This window comes from Brevibacillus composti (assembly GCF_016406105.1).
GTDB lineage: Bacteria > Bacillota > Bacilli > Brevibacillales > Brevibacillaceae > Brevibacillus > Brevibacillus composti.
In genome coordinates, this window is the sequence record NZ_CP066308.1 from 2,623,755 (window position 1) to 2,643,252 (window position 19,498).

A 19,498-nucleotide genomic window follows, 5' to 3' on the forward strand; every position below is an offset into this window, starting at 1 on the left:
CTTTACCAGGTTTCGTAAACCACTTTTCCCGTATCGGTCAGGTTGTAGCCGCCGAGCGCGGACAGGTCATTGCGGAATTCGGGGGAACGCAGGATCTTCAGCACCTGCTCAATCCACGCCCGGTTTTCCCCCGTCTTGAGCAAGACGAGATCGTAGCGCTCCTCGATCATCGGCAAGAATTCGACTCCGACGAGGTGAGCCGCTTTTTCGATGCCGACCCCGATATCCGCCTCGCCGCGAGCGATTGCCCCCGCCACCGAGAGGTGATTGCCCTCCTCCCGCCCGTATCCGGCCACATCACCGCCTTTTATGCCATGCAGGCGGAACTGCTCTTCGACCAAAGTGCGAGCACCGGAGCCTTTTTCGCGGTTGACCATGCGGACGCCGGGCCGGCGAAAATCCTCCCACGCCGCAAGTCCCAGAGGATTGCCCGGCTGCACGTAAAAACCGGCCCAGCGAGAGAGCAGGTGGACCACCAGAAAACGATGGCCGACCAGAATATGCCGGACATAAGGGATGTTATACGTGCCCGTGTCCCCGTCAAACAAATGCGTGCTGACGATGTCGGCCTCGCCTCTGTACATCGCCCAGAGGCTGTTGATGCTGCCCACGTAGGAGCGAAGCGGACGGGCGCTGTCCATCCGCTTGCCCAGGTGATCCGCCAGCAGATCGAGACTGACATCCTGCCCGCTGATGATGACTGATTGACGCTGTGTGCTGCGGGCGGCGGAGACTGGCACTAACGTCGCTGCCTGTACGGGCATTGCCGCCGGCGAATACGCTGCGGCAGTCCCCCGGTGCGCCCCCTTGGCACGAGCCTTGTACGCTTCCAGATCAGAAGCGTCCACTCTCATTTGTCTGCCCACCCGATAAGCGGGGAGTTCTCCTTTTTTGATGAGATCATAGACCGTCAATTTGGAGATTTTCAGCAGCTTGGCGATTTCTTCGGTCGTATAGGAGTTCTCTTGCATGCATTCTGCCTCCCGGATTCATGCGAAATCGGACCATTTTTCATTTCGCAATTGATTCTTGGATCAATTCCCTATAATCTAATTATAATCAATTATAACTAGTTATATCTACATATAAGATTGGAGGGAGCGTTTCTTGGCTATTTCTTTGACCAAAACGAATTTGTTTTCCTTTTTGCTCGCCATGTTCATCCTGGCACTCGCCGGCTGTTCCGCCCCGTCGACACCGTCGGCACCGTCGTCCACGCCGTCTGCCGGGGCCGGCACTCCCCCTGCTCAAGACCAGGCGGAATTGATGGTCTCGGCCGCAGCCAGCCTCACCGATGCTTTGCAAGAGCTAAAACCGCTCTTTGAAAAGAACCATCCGGGCGTAACCGTCACCTATGTCCTGGGCAGCTCCGGAAAGCTGGCTACCCAGATCGAGCAGGGAGCACCCTCTGATCTCTTCCTCTCAGCCGGCAAAAAAGATATGGACAAGCTGGATGAGAAACAATTGATCGAAAAAGAGAGCCGCATCGATTTTGCCCGAAATCAGTTGGTCCTCGTCATCAGCAAGGATCGCTTAGTGCCGGTATCCTCCTTTGAGGACTTGCAAGCCGGCGCTGTGCAGCATATCGCGGTGGGCCAGCCTGACAGTGTCCCGGCCGGACGCTATGCAAAAGAGACGCTGGAACATCTGCAGCTGTGGGAGCCGCTGTCTGAAAAAATGGTGTTCGCCAGCGACGTGCGTCAGGTGCTCACGTTTGTGGAATCGGGAAATGCCGAAGCGGGAATCGTCTACAGCAGCGACGCAGCCAGCTCCGATCGGGTACAGGTCGCAGCCGCGGCAAATCCGGAGTGGCACCAGCCGATCGTCTATCCGGGAGCCGTGATCCAAGGCTCACCCCGCGCCCAGTTGGCCAGGGATTTCCTCGCGTCTCTGTCCAGCGAGGAGGGCCGGGAGATTTTGAAAAAATACGGTTTTCACTAAGCCCTGCGCGGGAGGAAAGGAGATGGATGGTACGTGGACTCAAATCTAACTCCCCTGGCCCTGTCTTTGAAAGTGGCGCTCATCTCCACGGCTGTCGTCTTTTTAAGCGGGCTGGTGATGGCGAGATTTTTGACGCAAAAGGAGTTCTGGGGGAAAAACATGGTGGAATCCCTGCTTTTGCTGCCGCTCGTACTCCCGCCGACGGTAGTCGGTTTTGGCCTGCTGCTCGCCTTTGGCAAAAACGGATTCCTCGGCAAGTGGCTCTCGGATGTCTTTGGTCTGCAGATCGTGTTCACGCTGACAGGTGCTGTCATCGCGTCGGTCGTCGTCTCCTTTCCGCTGATGTATCAGAGCGCTCAGGCGGCGTTTTCGAGCATAGACCGCCGCCTGGAGGATGCGGCGCGAACGATGGGGGCATCCGAGTGGCGCCTCTTTTGGACGGTTTCGTTTCCGCTCGCCTGGCCCGGACTTTTGGCGGGGCTCGTCCTCTCTTTCGCCAGAGGGCTCGGCGAGTTTGGAGCGACCTTGATGCTGGCCGGGTACATCCCGGGCAAAACGGACACTATACCCGTCGCGATCTACTTCGCGGTAGAGGCGGGTCAAATGGACAAAGCAATGTTCTGGGTCATCGTGATCGTCGCGCTGGGATTGTGCACGACCGTCTGGCTCAACTGGTGGAGCCGCCGCCATCTGCGCCGCTACGCCTACAAAAAATGAGGAGAGAACGCAGACATGCTTCATGTAGATTTTACGAAAAGCCTGCCGGAATTTACATTGACCGCCCGCTTTTCCGTCGGGGAGGAGATCGCCGTCCTGTTCGGTCCCTCCGGCTCGGGAAAGACGACGATTCTCAACTGCATCGCCGGTCTGACACACCCCGACGACGGGTCCATCCGCCTGTCCAGCCAGGTCTTTTTTGACGGCGAGCGGCCGTATAAGCTGCCCCCGCAAAACCGGGGAGTCGGGTACGTTTTTCAGGAGTACGCCCTTTTTCCCCATATGACAGTGGAACAAAACATCCGCTACGGGATGAAGCGGCACGCTCAGGTAAACCTGCCCGAGCTGCTGCAAACAGTAGGAATCGATCATCTGCTCTCCAAATATCCGCATCAATTGTCGGGCGGACAAAAACAACGGGCAGCCTTGGTCCGGGCGCTGGCCACGGAGCCGTCCATCCTGCTGCTCGACGAGCCGCTCTCCGCCCTCGATGCCCAGACCCGGCGTCAGTGTCAGGATGAGCTGCTGCGCATCCACGAAAAATGGCGGATCCCCATCTTGCTCGTCACCCATGACCAGGACGAAGCGGAGCGCCTCGGCGACCTGGTGCTGACTAGCGAGAATGGGGCCTGGTGCCTCCCCCTGCAACATAAAAAAAGCCATGCCCTCTCCCCTGCGCCGTAAGACACAGGGAGCGGCATGGCTTTTTTCGCCTGCTCGATTATCGCGGTGCGATGGCTTGCAGCTGGATATCATTCTGCTTCGCCCAGCGGTGCAATTCGATGAGAAATTGGAGGACATCGGGACTTTCGCAATGAACGCAGAGGGTATCGGCGGCCAAGGCAATGCTCGTGCCGTCAACAGTCTTGACCTTTTGCTTCAGCACCAACTGTCTGGTCTGCTCCATCTGTTCCTCCTTGCTGATCAGCACGCTGCCCTCCAGCTCGCGAGGGGCCAGGCGTCCGTTCGGCAGATAGGCGCGGTCCGCAAAAACCTCTTCCGCTACCTGCAGGCCATACTCCAATCCGGCTTCCACCAAAGCGCTGCCGGAGAGGGCGTAGACGATCAGCTCGTCATCGATGTCGGAAATCGCCCGTGCTACCGCCTCTGCCAGTTCCGGCCGTTCTGCCGCTTCGTTGTACAAAGCCCCGTGCAGCTTCACGTGATGCAGCTCTCCACCCAACGCGCGGGTCACGCCGGACAAGGCTGACACCTGGTACAAGATGAGCTCATATACTTCACGGACAGTCAGGTTCATCGAGCGGCGCCCAAAACCGTGGACGTCCGGGTAGCCGGGATGCGCGCCAATCTTCACCCCGTGCCGAAGCGCCGCTTCAACCGTCCGGCAAATGATATGGGGGTCTCCGGCATGAAGGCCGCAGGCAATGTTGACGGAGGTGATCCACTTCATGATGCCCAAGTCTTCGCCTCTTCTTCCGCGGCCATAGCCCTCCGCCAGGTCACAGTTAATATCGAGATGTATCATCACGCACCGCCCCTTCCATTTCTCTCTATCCTATTTTTGAAAACGCAATCATCGGCATAGCCGCTGTATTTCATTCCTTTTAGCATACCATGTAACCGATTAGCAGGAAAAGGAAAAAAGCTGCCTGAATCGGGCAGCTTGCATCCGGTATCATTGAGGGCTTCCCGCTGGTTGCAGTTCGTTCTCCCCGATCAGGGAATCAGCGAGCGCCATGAGCTGGTGCTTCTCCTGTTTGTAATCGTATTCCTTTGCCTTATCCGGCTTCGCATTATTGTATTCAATCGGAATTTCGTGACGATGGGAGCGCTCGATCCTGGTGACGAAGTGGAGCCGCTCCAACACCCGAATGGTTTCGTCGATCTGAGCGGCATCGACGTACATCGAGACGTAGTTTAAGCGTTTGGAGACGTAATGAATGGTTCCGAATTTGCGTAAATTTTTAGCGGCACGGGTATTTTTCACCCATACGGCAAGACCCAAACGTCTTTCTCTCATAACCAGTCATCCTGCCCCTTTCGATCGTGGTAAACTGTTTGCAACGAAAAGTATATGGAGATGATCGCCCACATGAGGCTGCTTGATCAATGGTATCATCAACTGATTATACACCTGCGGGAAGAAGGAGTCATCACCGAGGCTGCCTGGCGCGAGTATGCCGGCCAGCGCTTCCTCTATGTAAACAGCCCTCTCCCGCCTCCGGAGCTCGGCATTTGCCTGACGGAAGCGGGAGAGCGGATGACGCAAGGAACTGTCGCCCGGCCGGAATGCATCTTCGTGCGGTCATCGGGTACTGATCAGGTGTACCGCTTTCGCTTCCGCATCCCGGAGGACAAGAAGTTCTGCTGCGGCAATCTGTGCGAAGATTGCTTTCTGTTTCGATCCTAGGTGCAATCCCGGCTACGAGGAGCGCTTTTTCACACTGCAGCCGCAGCTTCCGCCGCCGCCGCAACCGCTGCTTTTCGCTTCCAGAAACGGGTTGTTGCTGGGCACCTTGATACTGTTTGACACCGAATCCGCGATGGTGCGGCTCACTTCGTACAGGAGCTGGTCGAGGGCATCCTCCGCCCGCTTAAAGGCTTGCACAGAGTCCAGCATTTCGATGGAGCGCTTGAGCTGACGAATCTCCGTAGAGATTTTCTCGTAGTCGGGATGGTATTTCCCGAAGCGCTGCACATCCTCGTACTGTTCTTTTTTCCGTTCAAACTGGGCGAGCAGGCGCTGTGCCTCTTCGTCCCTCTCCATGCACTGCTTGGCGTGTATATAAGCCGAGACCTCGCGGGACTGGTTGATCATCGTGGACAGCTCATGCGAATGCAGTATGAGCTCAGCCATATCCACTGTTTTCAATGCTTCCATCAGCGAGACCTCCTGTTTGTTTTTTACGGATCGCCTTTTATTGTACCACGAAGCAAACAGGCTAGTACAGAGATTCAGGGAGGACGATGCGCACTCGCTGAATCTCGTCCAGCCGATACCGCTGCTTTTTCTTCCCCTGCTCCAGGGAAACATACCAGTAGCCCATGTCGACTGCCACCTCACGCGGTACGCCGGCCCTCACTGCCCGGTCCGCGAGCTCCGCCTGTATCTCCAGCCCCAGTTCGGCTGCGCGCTGCAGCAAGGTCCGCATGGTCTGGGGATGGTAGGATTGAAAATGCTGCGTCCACATTTTGGGCAACGCCGAGAGTTCCCGCATGCCGTCCAGCTGATCGGGAAAGGTGTTTTCGACCGCGTACCCGTCCCAGGGACGAGCGATGGTGAACAATCCGTCCTTATATCCCGCAGCCTGGGGCTCCTCTGCTTGCGGCTCGCCGATCATCGGCTGAGGCTGGTGGGGCTCATAGCCGAATTTGCGAAAGAGCGCCACTACCTCTTTCTCCTGACTCGGCGAAATGAGAAAATCGGTCGGAGCGATGATCATGGACAAATAAGGCTGAAAAGGAATCAGGTCCCTGAGCTCCGCCAATAAGCCGGGATGAGCCACGCGGACGCGGATAAACGGTTCGAGCTGAATTTGGCGCGTCTCTCGTCCCCATTGCCGAATCATTTGCACGAGCGGCTCGGGTACGGGATGATGGCAATAGCGCTGCAAAAGCCTGATCGCTTCCTCTTCTGTCCCGCCCGCCGACAAGTAGGCCTGCAGCGGTTTTGGCTGCAGCGTGCCCGAGAGAAAGTCGCCGTGAAAATCAAGCGGACAAAATCGACTAAGCTGCCAGATCGCCGCAAGCGGCACCAGCGGCGGAATTGTCACCGTGCCGGCGGGATCGATAAACCAGCCCTCTGTCTGCGCCAGGCGAGGCAGGCTGCTCCAGCGCCAATACAAGCCGCCCGCCGTATCCTGCCCCATCTGGATCCAGCCAAAGCCCAGCAGCAGATGGAGCCACCCGTTCACCGCAAGGTCCGCCGCATCCTCCGGAAGCTCGAATCCGGCTTCTGCCAATGCTCGCAGCTCTTCTGCGAGGCTGTTCCACCGCTCCGGCTCCGCGGTCTTCATCCGCGTCGCCAGACCATCCCACCAACTGTCATGGGGAAGGTATTCTTCGGCGAGCAAATCGTACAAATCATCCCATCTCTGTTCGGGCGCAGCTTGCAGCCATTCCTCCAGGCGAGTGCGATTCAGGACGAGCTGCCTGCCCCGCATGCGAATCAGGCCGAGACGGACGGCCAGATCTAGGACGACCGTCAGCGCGATGCCCTCTTTCGGCGAATCAGGCAGAGCCGCCTCCGCCCATCCGCTGACATGCGCATCGGAAATGGACAGAAGCGGTGCCAATTTCAGGAGAATCCGACGATGGATCTGCCCTTTTTGCGTAATCGGCACGTCCCCGCCCCGCAAATAGACAAAAAGCCCAATAAGATCCAGATGTATCCCTCTGCCTGCTGTTATATAATAAGGGAGCGTTTCCGCAGGTGGTGCAGTTGGCTCCCTGTCTTTTATCAGGCAGAGGGTGAAGCCTTCTCTCACTTCCCGCGGCATCTGGTAGCCCACCTCTCCCCACATTTTGCGGACGGTGAGGATCATACCAAGACGGCGCAGCTTGTTCAGGCCTGCTGTCAGCAGACGGCCTTTTCGCTGCACCCATTTTTCCCATTCTTTTTTTCGCAGAAATCCTCGCGCGGCGGAGGTGACGAAAAGGCGAATGACTTCCCGTTCGTTCTCATCTGCGCGATGCCAATAGCTCTCGATTACGAGCGGATCGGTCAACCTTTCTGCCACATCACGTTTGTCATCTAGACCCAATCGTCTGGCATGCTCGCCCAGGATCGACTGCCTCGTGTTTTGGGATAAATATTCGATACCTTGATGGATACGCACGCCTTTCACCTCACTTACACTAAACAACCCACTCTTATGGAGGGATGACAATGTTGCACGCATGGTACAGTTTGCTTTTGGCTGCCTCTCTCGCATGGACAGGTCAGCCTTTCTCTATAGATCATCCTACCAGCCCGAACGCGGCTGTGGAAGTTGGAGAAGCGCTGCAGCCGGCAGCTTCTTCCTACCCTCCTGCTGTTCAGGATGCGCTTCGCTCCGTTCGGAAAGCGGGAGGACATACTATCGTACGCGCGGACAAACAGACCTACGTCGTGATCGGGGCCGGCCAGCGTCCGACAGGCGGATACCGGTTGATCGCTGAGCGGATCGAACGGAAGGGAACGCACGGCTACGTCATTCACGTCCGAGAGCAAAAGCCTGCCGCCGGAGCGATGAAGACGCAGGTAATCAGCTTCCCGACACTCGTCGTGACTGTTCCAGACAGCCAGGCACAGATCAATGTTGTGTTCCGCTAAAAAGAAATAAGAAAAGCCGACGATCCAGCGCAGGTGCCGGAAGTCGGCTTTTTTGCTTTCCTTCTGAATGCCGCAAAAAGAAGCTGCTTACGGCTTCACATTCACGCTGAATTCCTGTTTGATTCCGTATGAATCGTGGTTATTATGAGCCAGCTCGACGACGATGTCATGCTTGCCGCTGGGCAGGTCTTTGACCACGTACGTCTCCTCGAAGGCTTTGGCGATCTTTTTCCCATCTACGTAAATATGCACATGCCCTTCGCCAAAGCGGTTATCTTTGCCCATATTCTCCACGGAAAAAGCAAAGCTCGTCACCTTCAGCTGCAGATGAAGCTCGTTCTTTTCCAGATGGTGGCTTACCTCCAGCGTTGGGGCTGGGCGGCTTTCATCCGCTGCCTGGCCGGCGCCTCCGGTTTCCACATGGCGGAAGGCTGAAAACGCCAACTCCAGGCATGCGACCAGACCCAGCACCAGCAGGAGACGGTAGACCAGACGTTGCGTGATTCTCTCTTTCATGGGGACACTCCTTTTCTCAGACAATCATCCCCATTTTTCCCCAACGCGTCCTGCTTCATTCTCCCCGCTAGCGTTTGGGCGGGCGAAATCCGGCAGCCTGGGCTTCCTCTTCCGTCGCAAACCAGAGCTCCGCCTTCGTCCGTTCATAATGCGAAGTGCCCGGCATGTGATAGATTTTTTCCCCTTTGGCATTAATATTTCCTTTAATGGGCTTGCCCGGAGGGGGCGCATCCTCTCGGGAGGAATCGGACGGCGTCGCTGTGGACGGCTCCTCGCCTCCCTCCGGCTCCCCCGCGTCGGCGGACGGTTCCGCTCCCCACAGTCCCCGGTTGTGCTTGCGCGCGTCCCGCTCCGCCTCTAAAAAGAGATCGGCATAGGCAACGTTGGGCGGGATCGTCATGATCCGGGCGTAGCCTTCGCGTACCAGCTTTTCATTGACGAAAGTGCCATCCGGCAAATAGACGTACGCCAGAAGCCGTTTATACCGGTCATGAGGCTCTACGTCAAAGACGAGGCGCACTTCCTGTCCCGTCAGCAATTGTTTGGTAAAGTTGCTCGCTTCCTTGCCGTAAGTCTCAACAGGGTGATTCGGCTTGACGGTCTCCGGCGTGTCGATCCCGATCATCCGCACTTTCTCCCCCGTGGAAATTTCAAATGTGTCGCCGTCGACGACACGCGTGACGGTCGCTTTTATCTCTCCGTTTGCCGCCGGCTCCCCGGCATCGCCGCAAGCGCTCAGCACAAAGGCCAGCGCCAGGAGCCAACCCAGTAGACTTCTCATGGTTCTGCCATCTCCTTTTTCCCGCTAGCTGTATACCAGCGTATCCGAAGCGGCAAGGCGGGTCAATCGCCTGATGCCGGAACAAACAAAAACGACCCGGTGCTAAAGGTCGTTTTTCGCGATCCAGACAGGCTGGGGAATTAATCTCGGTCACTGTTAAACAAGAACAGCAGCACCACTACGACGATGATGATCCACAGCAGCTCATCATTTTCCCGGTCAAAAAAATTATCGAACAACCCCATAGTGGAGTCCCCCTTTCCTTCTCGTTACAGCCTATGCAGCCGACAATCTGGGTGTCAGTCTGGATAAGCCCAAAAGTTCAGGGGGAGAGGGAACCTTGTACTCGGCAGCCGCCCATCATCTCAGCCGCGCGACGAGCAGATGGACATAGGTGGTCAGCTGCTTCGCTTCTACCTGAAACCCCAATGCTTCCAGGTCGCCGATCAGCCTGGAGCGGTCCGCGTAGTATTCATCCTCGATTTCCGCGACCGCCTCCAGGCGGCCAGCCAGGCGGAGCGATTGCAAATGGGCGGCCCGCTTTTCCTCATCCTCAAACATGGAATCGGCGATGACCAGCCTCCCGCCCGCCTTGAGCACCCGCTTGCACTCCGCCAATGCCAGTGTTTTCTGTTCGTCGGTCAAGTGGTGGAGCGCGAGGCTGGTCGCCACGAAGTCAAAGCGGCTGTCCAGATAGGGAAAAGCGAAAAAGGTGCCCAATTTTGTCTCCATCCCGGGATTTTTTCGCTGGCATTGCTTCAGCATTTGCAAGGACTGGTCAAAGGCACTCATGCGGATGCCGGCATCGCGAAATCGCTTGGCCAAGTTGCCGGTCCCGGTACCCGCGTCGAGGCCTAGTTCCGAAGGGAGCGGAGCCGTCGCCTTGACGACTGCTTCGAGGATGGATTCGTATTCCTCGTACGGGTAAAACCCCCGCTTTTTTTCATTGACCCATGTGTCGTACTGACCTGCGATCTGATTAAAATTCCAGCGGTCCACCCAGCTGTTCCTCATTTGCCGCAGCCGCTTGTTCGCTTCCGCCAGCTCATAGAGGGAAGCCGGATCGACATGGCGCCGCTCCTGCACTCGCTCAATCATCCGCTCCGTCGTCTGGATCACCCGGGAGAGCTCGACCCATTGGTCGAACATGCAGGAGCGTTGGATCTCCAGGTGATGAAGGAGGCTGTCCTCTTCCTGATCGATCCGCGACAGGATCTCGCGGATATCCTCGATGGGCATGCCCACTTCGCGCAGGGTGATGATCGTCTGCAGCCGCCACACATCTTCTTCGGAAAAGTGGCGATAGCCGGAGTGATCTGCTTTTTTCGGGGCGATCAGCCCCTTTTCCTCATAAAAGCGAATGGCCCTTGGGGTGATTTGCAAGCGTTCTGCCAGCTCTTTGATCAGCACGTCCTTCTTCCTTTCTCGATTCCGCTTCTGTTTCTATTGTAAACCTTGACGTTAGGGAAAGGTAAAGACGCAAAAAAAAAGAAGCTGTCCCATCAGGGTGCAGCCTCTTTGTCTACGTAAATCCTTCCCGGGGGTATTGCTGCCGTGGTTGTTGCTGCTTGCTTTTTCCCGCTCTTAGTGCGTGTTGCCCAGCGGCTCCGAGATTTGCGAGAGCGCTTCGGAGGCCTCATCGTGGTGCACCTGCCGCACGGCCATGTCGCCAAGGGCCACGATGCCGACCAATTTCCCGTTTTCGACGACAGGCAGACGGCGGATTTGATGCTGGGCCATAATCTTGGCCGCCTCGTCGACGGTCATGTCCGGGCGGCCGAGGATCACGTCGCGCGTCATCACCTGCTCGACGGCAGCCGATCCCTCCCGCTTTTCAGCCAGACCGCGGATGACGATGTCACGGTCTGTGATCATCCCGATCACGTCTTCTTTTTCGTCTACCACGGGGATAACCCCTACGTTCCAGTCGCGCATTTTGCAAGCTACTTCATAGACGTTATCTTTAAGCGTTACCGTTTCTACGTTCTTGGTCATGATTTCACGCAGCGTCCGGTTTTCGACTTTTGCCATCTTTCTCTCCTCCTTTGCTGATAACAACTGTAGTTTGTCCGCCGCAAAAAGGTTTCATGCGCGCTGGACGCGCTACCCATTTTCTGACTAGGAATGATTCGCGGCGTTATGGTAAGATGGAAAGGTGGTGCTGGCGACTGCCGCACAAATGAAAGAAAAGACCGCAGGGTGCTGCAACACCCGTACGGTCTAGAATATACAATAGTTGTTCCCCAATGGGGGGCGGCTCTCATGTCTCGGTGTAGACCTCCCGGTGTTTCAGGTTACGGGGAGGTCTTATTTCTTTTTACTGGTTGACAGCATCAAGACTAAGGTCCCGAACGTTAGCATCAGACTTAGTGCTTCATATACTGTCATGCTATCACCCCCTTTCCAAAAACGGGGATGAACCGACCACCTTGGGGAGCGCACCTACTGTAGCTATAGATTATACCATAAATTGGGAACATAGGCATCCGGCCAGAGACACGACTTATCCATTGCGCTCTACAGGAAAACAGACTATCATAAGGAAGTGAACAACTTACCATTTGTAGGAGGAAAATCTAATGGTTATCAAGGAAACGGGAATCGGCAACAAGGAAGTCATGCTTGCCGATTTGGATCACTACATGAGTGACCTGGGATTCGTTCGCGGCGCGTGGGATTACCATCACGCTACATACGATTATGAATTAAAGGATAAAGGAAATGTGTATTATCTGCGAATTGAAGCCAATGTGACCGAAGGCAAGCTGGAAGACAGCCATGCCGTACTCAAATTGGAAGAGCCATACATGGGCAAGCATTTATTCCCTCATGGTCTGGATTACGACTCTCCGATTCCAGATTCCGTGGTGCAGACTGCCAAGCGCAAGCTGCAGGTATTGAACGAGAAGCTGTCTAATTACTAATCGCTTCGACTCCAACTGAAAGCCGCAACTGACTACAGAGAGGCAGCCCCTCTCTGTTTTACGTCAAAGGGGAGGGTTCTTTGATGAAGACACGGGGGGTCCCTGACTTTTTGCTCTTGTTGTTGACCGCCCTCTTGGTGGGCTTCGGCATCACCATGGTCCTGAGCGCAAGTTCCATCTTCGCCTTAACCAGTTTTACGGTGAACGGCTGCAAAATTTGCGGCGGCGACGAGCTGTATTTCGTCAAAAGACAGGCGATGTGGCTGTTGATCGGAACAGTCGGAATGCTCATTACCATGAATATTCCCTTTTCCTTTTACAAACGAAATTTTCTCTTGATTGCGTTTATTAGCGTCCTCTCCCTTTTTCTGGTACTGATTCCCGGCATCGGGACGGACATCAAAGGGGCGCGCTCCTGGTTCAGCTTTGGCCCCGCCAATCTGCAGCCTGCCGAATTTGCGAAACTGGGTCTGATCCTCTACCTGGCCGCGATCATTGCCAAAAAGGGGGACGGTTTTCGCGAGTTGAAGCGAGGACTGATGCCGCCGCTCGTCATCACCGGCATCTTTTTTGGCTTGATTGTCGCCCAGCCCGATCTGGGGACGGCCGCCATTCTCCTAGGGACGGCCATCGTGATGATGATCTGCGGGGGGGCTCGCCTCAGCCATCTTTTCTTGATCGGCTTTCCCACGACATCCCTCGCCGTCCTCGGCTATGTCGCGACCAAGGACCACGCGCTTAACCGGTTGACTTCGTTTCTCGACCCCTGGAGCGATCCGTTGAATACGGGCTACCACATCAAGCAGTCGTTGATCGCCATCGCGCACGGAGGGTGGTCCGGCACCGGGTTTGGGAAGAGCATCCAAAAATATCTCTACCTGCCCGAAGCGCATACGGATTTTATTTTCGCCATCATTTCGGAGGAGCTGGGCTTTATTGGGACAACCCTCTTCCTGCTGGTCTATCTTCTGTTTTTATTGCGCGGCATCCATATCTGTCTGAGAGTGAACGACACCTTTGCCAGCCTGGCGGGGATCGGCATCGTCAGCATGATCGGCATCCAGGCGCTCGTCAATATCGGCGGGGTGACCTCCACGATTCCTTTGACAGGCGTGACGCTCCCGTTTATCAGCTACGGCGGTTCCTCCCTGCTGGTGGTCCTGCTATCCACGGGCATTTTGCTGAGCGTCTCGCGGGAAGTGAGCCGGCAAAAAGTGGTGGAACAAGGAAAAAAACAGGTGCACGCCCAGCGGTAACCCCTCAGAAAAGGGACCTGCATCATGCTGCAGGTCCCTCCCCTTTTACATATCAATCCCGTCCACATGCACATGTACCGCCTCGACATCCAGGCCTGTCATCGTTTCCACGCAGTCCTTCACCTTTTCCTGAAGCTGGCGGCAAAGCTCGTGTATCGGCATTCCGTACTTGATCGAGACGCGCATTTCGATGGAGACGGCACCTTCCTGCACGACGACGAAAACACCTTTTCCGCTGCCGCCCAGTTTTTTCGCCAAATCATGGTAAAAACCGCCTGTCCGCACGGTTATCCCGTCTATTTCTGCCGCTGCGACACCCGCAATCACGGCCACGACCTGATCCGCTACCCTGATCTCACCGCGCATGTCATCCATGGATCGCCCTCCTCCCACGCTCTCTGTCCTCAGCATCACAATCCTCTTTTTCCCGCGAGACTACTTTCAGACTTTTCTTTCATTATAAACATGGGATGCTTGGGCTTGAAAGGGGATTTCTCGTTTTCTCTCCGTTAATGTCGGAAGTGTGCAGTGAATGTCGAGCAGATAGAGCTCATTCGACGCCAGCGCTTCCTGCAGGGCACCCTTGAGATCCTGTACCGCATTCACGCGTTTTCCCTTGATCCCGCAAGCGTCCGCCCATTTGACAAAGTCGGGGTTCTGAAGGCGGGTGCCAAATGGCGCAAGTCCGCTCTGGGTCATCTTCCATTCCTCCAGGCCCAGCGTCTTGTTGTTCACCACGATCAGCGGGAAGCGGAGGCCGCATTCCACAGCCGTCATCAGCTCTGCGGGAGTCATCTGGAATCCGCCGTCCCCCACGATGGCGACCACTTGTCTGCCTGGGTAATTCAGCTTGGCCGCAATCGCGGCAGGGAGGCCAAAGCCCATCGTTCTCCACTTTCCCGAGAATAACGGCAAGTGCGCCTTCGCGCGAAAAGCGCGGTTGAACCAGAGAGTGTGTTCTCCCGTATCGATGGCCATGATGGCATCCTCATTCACGCTCTCTGACAGGGCGCGAAGCAGCGTTTCCGGCTTAATCAAGTCATCCGGCCCCTGATCCACGAGCTGCTCCGTCTCCTCCCAGAAGTCCGCGTGCCACGCTTCGACCTGCCCTCGCCACCCCTGAGGAGCAGCCCGATTCTCCAATCGGCGCAGCCAGTGGGGAAGGACGTCGCCGAGCTCTGCGATGACGGACATCAGCAACGGATGAGCGTGGATCGAAGTGGGTTTGTGATCCACTTGGAGAATCCGCAAGCCTGCCGGAATAAAAGAGCGCGGAAACCAGCTCGCTCCGAGAATCAGCAGCAGGTCGGCCTGCTCCAGCGCGGCCAGTGCTGCTCTGCTCCCTCCTTCCCCCAAGCCCCCTACGACCAGGGGATGGGCTTCATCGACCGCCCCTTTGGCCCCCAGGGACAGAAGGATCGCCGCCCCGAGCGATTCTGCCAACCGCAGGCAGGATGCGGCATGTTCCCGGCTGCCGTTGCCCAGCAGGATCACCGGCCTTTGGGCATTGCTCAGCATCTCTGCCGCCAGCTCGATCTCCATCCGGTCTGGCTGCGTGCCGCTGATCAGACGCGGCAGGGACTCCACCAAGGGCATGGTCGTGGACCGTGAAAAGATATCTTTGCCGATGGCGATGTGCGCGACGCCGCGATGGCTTGCGGCGGTGACATAGGCCCGGTGAAGCACATGGCCAATCGCCTCTGGATGCGCCACTGTCGTCGTATACAGGCTGATGGGACGGAGCATGTCCTCCTGGGGGATATACTGCTTGTAATGCCCGCCCAGCTTCTGCGTCTCGACTTGACCGGTGATCGCCACGACGGGGACCTGATCGGCGGAGGCATCCGCCAGTCCATTGAGCAAATTCACCGTGCCCGGCCCGCTCGTGGCCGTACAGACAGCCGGACGGCCCGTCAGCTTCGCTTCGGCCGACGCCATCATCGCGGCGGCAGATTCATGCCGGCAGGCGATGTAGCGGATCCCCTCCTGTTTGCCGAGCACATCCAGCCACGGCAGGATCGCATCCCCCGCCACTCCGTATATATGTCTGACTCCCCAGATTCTCAGTTGCTCTGTAAAGTATTGGGCTACCTGCATGCTGACACCTCCTGCTTGATTTCCCTCTTAGTTTGGCAATCTATCCAGCATTTTACTAATAAGTTTCCAGTCTTTTCGGGAAGCCTAGTGAGCAGAAGGTGATAAGAAGGAGGAACAGGTATGAATCGGCCTGTTAAATGGCTGCTCGCCCTATTGGCTATCGTTCTGTTGTTTACAGCCTCTGTCATGATTTACCCCGTGCGCACGGACGCCTTCAGCAAAGAAGAAGTGCGCGTCGGCGCCAGCGGAAAAGACGTGAGGGAGATGCAGGGTCGCTTAAAATACCTCGGTTTCTACACCGGCAAGGTAGACGGTCAATTTTCCTGGCGCACCTATTGGGCCCTGCGCAATTTTCAGTATGAATTCGGCCTGAAAGTAGACGGCATCCTCGGCCCCAAGACCAAGCTGAAGCTCTATAACGCGACCACTGGATACCGGCCGACCGCAGAGGAACTGGGCGTCGCTCCTGCTCCTGCTCCCGCCCCGGCTGCGCCGCGAAACAAAACCTATCGCAGCAAGGGCATCTCGGAGAATGACCTGCGTCTGATGGCAAACGCCGTCCACGGCGAGGCGCGCGGAGAACCGTACGTCGGTCAAGTGGCCGTCGCTGCGGTCATTCTTAACCGCACCCGCAATCCTGCGTTTCCCAACACGCCGGCGGGCGTCATCTTTGAGCCGCGAGCCTTTACCGCTGTGGCGGACGGACAAATCTGGCTGACGCCCAATGATACATCCCGAAAGGCTGTCCGGGATGCGCTGAGCGGATGGGATCCGACAGGTGGCGCCATCTACTACTTCAACCCGGATACAGCTACCTCTGCCTGGATCTGGACGAGACCGCAGATCAAGCGCATCGGCAAACACATCTTTTGCCGCTAGCAAATGCAGACAGGCACGGTGGGTGACCGTGCCTGTTTTCTTACTTGTCCGGACGAGCCGGGAACCATTCGGATGTACAGGAACCCGCACTGTCAGGAGCGCTGCGCTTGCATATGCTCCGCCATCTTGATGAATCGCTCTTCCTGTTCGGTCGTCCCGCATATGCCGCACTGGATCAGATAGGACTCGCCTTTATACGGCTGATGAAACGTATCCAGCTCCTGCTGCGACAGCTCGGCTACCAGATCCCCTGTCTGCGGATCCAGCCTGACATAGCGCGGGATCTGTTCGATGACCGTGAACCTCATCCGGTTGGATTTACAGGTGGGACAAAGATAGGGCTTCGTCATATTGAAACGGCACCTCCTTGGGATGTCTCACCTGTTAGTATGCGCAAGCGAGAGGAATACCGATCAATGGAAAAATTTGTAAATCCGTTTCGATGAGGTGAATGTATGAATCTGCGGCTCTTTTTTACGCTCGTCGGGGCCAGTCTGCTGCTCGCCGGATATGCCCACTATTTTACTGAGAATGAACTCTTCCGGTTTATCACTTCATCCTTGGCGATTATTTTTCTCGCCGCCTGGCTGGGAAAGGCGACGGAGAGTGTCGCCCATTATGCAGGCGACAGGGTCGGCGGTTTTCTCAACGCCACCTTTGGCAATGCGGCAGAGCTGATCATCGCGTTTTTCCTAGTGAAAGAAGGGCTGTTCGACATGGTGAAAGCCTCCATTACCGGCGCGATTATCGGAAATATGCTGCTGGTATTGGGATTGAGCGTTCTGTTGGGCGGCTTGAAATACAAAGAGCAGACGTTTAACGGCCAGCTGGCCGGTCATAACGCCTCGCTGATGATGCTGGGGATCGTCGCCTTGTTCATCCCCGCTGTGTTCATGCAGGGATTGCCGCCTCTGGAGATCGAAAGACTCAGCATCGTGATCGCAGTGCTCTTGATTCTCTCCTATCTCCTGTGGCTGGTCTTCTCCATGTTTACCCACCGCGACTTTTTGTCTGACATTGAAACCCATGACAGCGAAGCATCCTGGTCCAAGGGTGTGTCTGTCCTGATGCTGGCGTTGTCCACCTTCTTCGTGGCGGTCGTATCCGAATGGCTGGTCCACAGCGTCCACCACGTCTCCGAGGCATTCGGCTGGTCGGAGTTGTTCGTCGGGGCTTTTGTCATCGCCATCATCGGCAATGCTGCCGAGCACAGTGCAGCTCTGCTCTTGGCGATGAAAGGGCGGATCGGCGCGGCCGTCGAGATCGCGGTCGGCTCCAGCCTGCAAATCGCCCTGTTCGTCGCGCCCACGCTGGTGCTGATCAGCCTCTTGATGGGCCGGCCGATGGACATCGTGTTCACCGCCTACGAATTGGCCGCGATCGGGGTGGCGACGTTTATCACGATCTCGATTACCCGAGACGGCGCCACCAACTGGTTTGAAGGGGTTTTGCTGCTCGTCGTCTACATTATTTTGGGCACGGCCTTCTTCTTTGCCTGATCCGATGATCCTTCCCTGCTCGTATGCCAAAAAAGAAGAGGCGCGGCGGTACATGTTTTTCAGACATGTTCGCTGCGCCTCTTTTTGGTTGCTTTTTTGTATCGTGATATCGGGGCCGCAGTGGGAAAAAGCTTGTTTCCTTTACTTCGCTCCGGGGTCCGCCTCCGGGGATGCGCGGACTGTCTGCTCCGGGGCGGTTGGGCTCCGCTGCTGCACCCTCTGTTATTCCTATAAAAGGCCCAACGAGCTGATAAATACGATGATAATTGCGAATGGGGCGACATACCGGAGCAACAGCAGCCATACCGCGAATGCCCGCCTTCCCCAATTTGTCGAGACCTGCAGTTCACGCATGAGCATCTCTCTTTTTAAGCGGAGCGGGACGAAGACGGCGATCAGAAAAGCGCCGACGGGCATCAGGATATTGCTGACCAAAAAGTCTGCCGCATCAAAGACCGATTTTCCCAGGATCGTCACCTCTGACCAGACACCGAAGGAGAGCGCAGAGGGAATCCCGAGGAGAAAGATCAGCAGCCCGACGATCCAGGAATACCGTTTGCGTCTGCGGGCCTCCCCTTTGGACAGAGAGGCGACGATGATCTCCAGCATCGAAAAGGCGGAGGTCAGTGTGGCGAACAAAAACAGGACCATAAACACCAGCAGGAACAGGCTGCCAAACGGAATGTGCTCAAATACGGAGGGCAGCATGATAAACAGCAGGCCCGGCCCGGCCGTCGGCTCCAATCCCAGGGAAAAGACCGCCGGGAAGATCGCCAGTCCGGCAAACAAGGAGACGAGCAGATTAAGCCCGACGATGGAGCCTGCAGAGCGGACCAGATTTTCCTGTTTGCCGAGGTAAGAGCTGTACGTCACCATGACCGAGACCCCGACACTGAGGGAAAAGAAGGACTGCCCCATCGCATATAAAATCGACTCGCCGGTCAGCTTGGAGAAATCCGGCATGAGAAAAAAGGATACGCCCTGCAGCGCGCCGTCCAGCGTGAGGGAGCGCACCATCAGCACGAGAAACAGGAGGAACAGGGCCGGCATCAAATATTTGTTCGCCGCTTCGATTCCGGCCTGTACGCCGCGGGCCACGACCCAGATCGTGATCAGCATAAACAACAGCTGCGCGCCGACCGCTCCCAGCGGATTTGCGATGACATTACCAAACAGCTGATCATAAGGCTGTCCCTTCATCTGTCCAGAGGCGCCAAGGAAAATATAGCTGAGAATCCAGCCGCCGACCACGCTGTAAAAGGACAAGAGCAAAAAGCAGGTGCAGACGCCCAGTCGGCCGATCCAATGCCAGGCGGTTCCCGGCGCGATCATCCGATAGGCAGAGACGGCTTCCCGCTGCGTGCTTCTCCCGATGATGAATTCGCCGAGCAGGAGCGGAAGGCCGATGGCGAGCGTAAAGAGCAGGAACAGAAGAAAAAATGCACCGCCCCCGCTGGTTCCGACCACATAGGGAAATTTCCAGATCGCCCCGAGGCCGATCGCGGATCCCGCTGCCGCCAGGATAAAGCCGAGCCGGGTTGTCCATTGTTCAGATTGCTTCATGTTGATTCCACCTCATCGACGTGATAGCTGGGGGTTATCGCTTTCGTACA

23 protein-coding genes are annotated in these 19,498 nt (G+C 56.4%); 9 read left to right on the plus strand and 14 right to left on the minus strand.

The window, feature by feature from the left end:
• Positions 1–2 precede the first annotated feature (2 nt).
• Positions 3–971: a helix-turn-helix transcriptional regulator gene (locus tag JD108_RS13390; RefSeq protein ID WP_198826561.1), complete on the minus strand. Its 969-nt coding sequence runs from the start codon at positions 969–971 to the stop codon at positions 3–5.
• 136 nt (positions 972–1,107) lie between these two features.
• Here JD108_RS13390 and modA point away from each other — a divergent pair, with 136 nt between their 5' ends.
• Genes modA through JD108_RS13405 form a run of 3 tightly spaced genes read left to right on the plus strand, consistent with a single transcriptional unit; the run spans position 1,108 to position 3,342 of the window.
• The gene (gene modA / locus JD108_RS13395) at positions 1,108–1,941 is read left to right on the plus strand and encodes a molybdate ABC transporter substrate-binding protein (protein ID WP_228728141.1); all 834 of its coding nucleotides are present in this window, start codon (positions 1,108–1,110) and stop codon (positions 1,939–1,941) included.
• 33 nt (positions 1,942–1,974) lie between these two features.
• A complete protein-coding gene (gene modB, locus JD108_RS13400; protein ID WP_198826562.1) occupies positions 1,975–2,658 on the plus strand; it encodes a molybdate ABC transporter permease subunit in 684 nt (227 codons plus the stop codon).
• Positions 2,659–2,673: 15 nt separating this feature from the next.
• Positions 2,674–3,342, plus strand: a complete 669-nt coding sequence (locus JD108_RS13405; RefSeq protein ID WP_198826563.1) for an ATP-binding cassette domain-containing protein — start codon at positions 2,674–2,676, stop codon at positions 3,340–3,342.
• Positions 3,343–3,379: 37 nt separating this feature from the next.
• On the opposite strand, the gene JD108_RS13410 is transcribed toward JD108_RS13405, so the two are convergent.
• Together JD108_RS13410 and JD108_RS13415 are read right to left on the minus strand one after the other, a co-directional pair.
• Entirely contained in the window at positions 3,380–4,144 is a 765-nt protein-coding gene (locus JD108_RS13410) for a 5-oxoprolinase subunit PxpA (protein WP_198826564.1), read from the minus strand.
• Positions 4,145–4,294: 150 nt separating this feature from the next.
• Positions 4,295–4,639, minus strand: a complete 345-nt coding sequence (locus JD108_RS13415; protein WP_198826565.1) for a YlbG family protein — start codon at positions 4,637–4,639, stop codon at positions 4,295–4,297.
• Positions 4,640–4,711: 72 nt separating this feature from the next.
• Here JD108_RS13415 and JD108_RS13420 point away from each other — a divergent pair, with 72 nt between their 5' ends.
• Complete coding sequence (locus JD108_RS13420; RefSeq protein WP_198826566.1) at positions 4,712–5,029, plus strand: hypothetical protein; 318 nt, start codon at positions 4,712–4,714, stop codon at positions 5,027–5,029.
• A gap of 12 nt (positions 5,030–5,041) precedes the next feature.
• On the opposite strand, the gene JD108_RS13425 is transcribed toward JD108_RS13420, so the two are convergent.
• A complete protein-coding gene (locus JD108_RS13425) occupies positions 5,042–5,500 on the minus strand; it encodes a YlbF/YmcA family competence regulator (RefSeq protein ID WP_198826567.1) in 459 nt (152 codons plus the stop codon).
• A 61-nt stretch (positions 5,501–5,561) separates the two neighbouring features.
• Positions 5,562–7,457 carry a hypothetical protein gene (locus JD108_RS13430; RefSeq protein ID WP_198826568.1) on the minus strand — a complete coding sequence of 632 codons (1,896 nt, stop codon included), beginning with the start codon at positions 7,455–7,457 and terminating at the stop codon, positions 5,562–5,564.
• A 50-nt stretch (positions 7,458–7,507) separates the two neighbouring features.
• Between JD108_RS13430 and JD108_RS13435 the strand changes: the two genes are divergently transcribed.
• Complete coding sequence (locus tag JD108_RS13435; protein WP_198826569.1) at positions 7,508–7,933, plus strand: protease complex subunit PrcB family protein; 426 nt, start codon at positions 7,508–7,510, stop codon at positions 7,931–7,933.
• A gap of 87 nt (positions 7,934–8,020) precedes the next feature.
• Here JD108_RS13435 and JD108_RS13440 read toward each other — a convergent pair whose 3' ends face one another.
• From JD108_RS13440 to JD108_RS22350, 5 genes are all read right to left on the minus strand, one after another.
• Positions 8,021–8,449 carry a hypothetical protein gene (locus tag JD108_RS13440; RefSeq protein WP_198826570.1) on the minus strand — a complete coding sequence of 143 codons (429 nt, stop codon included), beginning with the start codon at positions 8,447–8,449 and terminating at the stop codon, positions 8,021–8,023.
• 67 nt (positions 8,450–8,516) lie between these two features.
• Positions 8,517–9,230: a thermonuclease family protein gene (locus tag JD108_RS13445; RefSeq protein WP_198826571.1), complete on the minus strand. Its 714-nt coding sequence runs from the start codon at positions 9,228–9,230 to the stop codon at positions 8,517–8,519.
• A 360-nt stretch (positions 9,231–9,590) separates the two neighbouring features.
• The gene (locus tag JD108_RS13450; RefSeq protein ID WP_198826572.1) at positions 9,591–10,640 is read right to left on the minus strand and encodes a MerR family transcriptional regulator; all 1,050 of its coding nucleotides are present in this window, start codon (positions 10,638–10,640) and stop codon (positions 9,591–9,593) included.
• 174 nt (positions 10,641–10,814) lie between these two features.
• Positions 10,815–11,261 (minus strand): CBS domain-containing protein, encoded by a 447-nt coding sequence (locus JD108_RS13455; RefSeq protein ID WP_198826573.1) that lies wholly within the window; start codon positions 11,259–11,261, stop codon positions 10,815–10,817.
• Between the two features lie 276 nt (positions 11,262–11,537).
• Positions 11,538–11,618 carry a putative holin-like toxin gene (locus JD108_RS22350; RefSeq protein ID WP_228728435.1) on the minus strand — a complete coding sequence of 27 codons (81 nt, stop codon included), beginning with the start codon at positions 11,616–11,618 and terminating at the stop codon, positions 11,538–11,540.
• Between the two features lie 191 nt (positions 11,619–11,809).
• Here JD108_RS22350 and JD108_RS13460 point away from each other — a divergent pair, with 191 nt between their 5' ends.
• Both JD108_RS13460 and ftsW read left to right on the plus strand, forming a co-directional pair.
• Complete coding sequence (locus JD108_RS13460; RefSeq protein WP_198826574.1) at positions 11,810–12,154, plus strand: YugN family protein; 345 nt, start codon at positions 11,810–11,812, stop codon at positions 12,152–12,154.
• A gap of 83 nt (positions 12,155–12,237) precedes the next feature.
• Entirely contained in the window at positions 12,238–13,410 is a 1,173-nt protein-coding gene (gene ftsW, locus JD108_RS13465) for a putative lipid II flippase FtsW (RefSeq protein ID WP_198826575.1), read from the plus strand.
• A gap of 45 nt (positions 13,411–13,455) precedes the next feature.
• Here the strand turns inward: ftsW and JD108_RS13470 are convergent, their stop codons facing one another.
• The gene (locus JD108_RS13470; RefSeq protein WP_198826576.1) at positions 13,456–13,785 is read right to left on the minus strand and encodes an Asp23/Gls24 family envelope stress response protein; all 330 of its coding nucleotides are present in this window, start codon (positions 13,783–13,785) and stop codon (positions 13,456–13,458) included.
• A 66-nt stretch (positions 13,786–13,851) separates the two neighbouring features.
• Positions 13,852–15,507 carry a thiamine pyrophosphate-binding protein gene (locus tag JD108_RS13475; protein ID WP_198826577.1) on the minus strand — a complete coding sequence of 552 codons (1,656 nt, stop codon included), beginning with the start codon at positions 15,505–15,507 and terminating at the stop codon, positions 13,852–13,854.
• Between the two features lie 120 nt (positions 15,508–15,627).
• Between JD108_RS13475 and sleB the strand changes: the two genes are divergently transcribed.
• Positions 15,628–16,386 (plus strand): spore cortex-lytic enzyme, encoded by a 759-nt coding sequence (sleB, locus tag JD108_RS13480; protein WP_198826578.1) that lies wholly within the window; start codon positions 15,628–15,630, stop codon positions 16,384–16,386.
• Positions 16,387–16,478: 92 nt separating this feature from the next.
• Here the strand turns inward: sleB and JD108_RS13485 are convergent, their stop codons facing one another.
• Positions 16,479–16,736, minus strand: a complete 258-nt coding sequence (locus tag JD108_RS13485) for a hypothetical protein (protein ID WP_198826579.1) — start codon at positions 16,734–16,736, stop codon at positions 16,479–16,481.
• Positions 16,737–16,841: 105 nt separating this feature from the next.
• Here JD108_RS13485 and cax point away from each other — a divergent pair, with 105 nt between their 5' ends.
• Positions 16,842–17,885, plus strand: a complete 1,044-nt coding sequence (cax, locus tag JD108_RS13490) for a calcium/proton exchanger (RefSeq protein ID WP_198826580.1) — start codon at positions 16,842–16,844, stop codon at positions 17,883–17,885.
• Between the two features lie 228 nt (positions 17,886–18,113).
• Here the strand turns inward: cax and JD108_RS13495 are convergent, their stop codons facing one another.
• On the minus strand, positions 18,114–19,448 hold the full coding sequence (locus JD108_RS13495) for a sodium-dependent transporter (RefSeq protein ID WP_198826581.1): 1,335 nt from the start codon (positions 19,446–19,448) through the stop codon (positions 18,114–18,116).
• Positions 19,449–19,498: the final 50 nt, after the last annotated feature.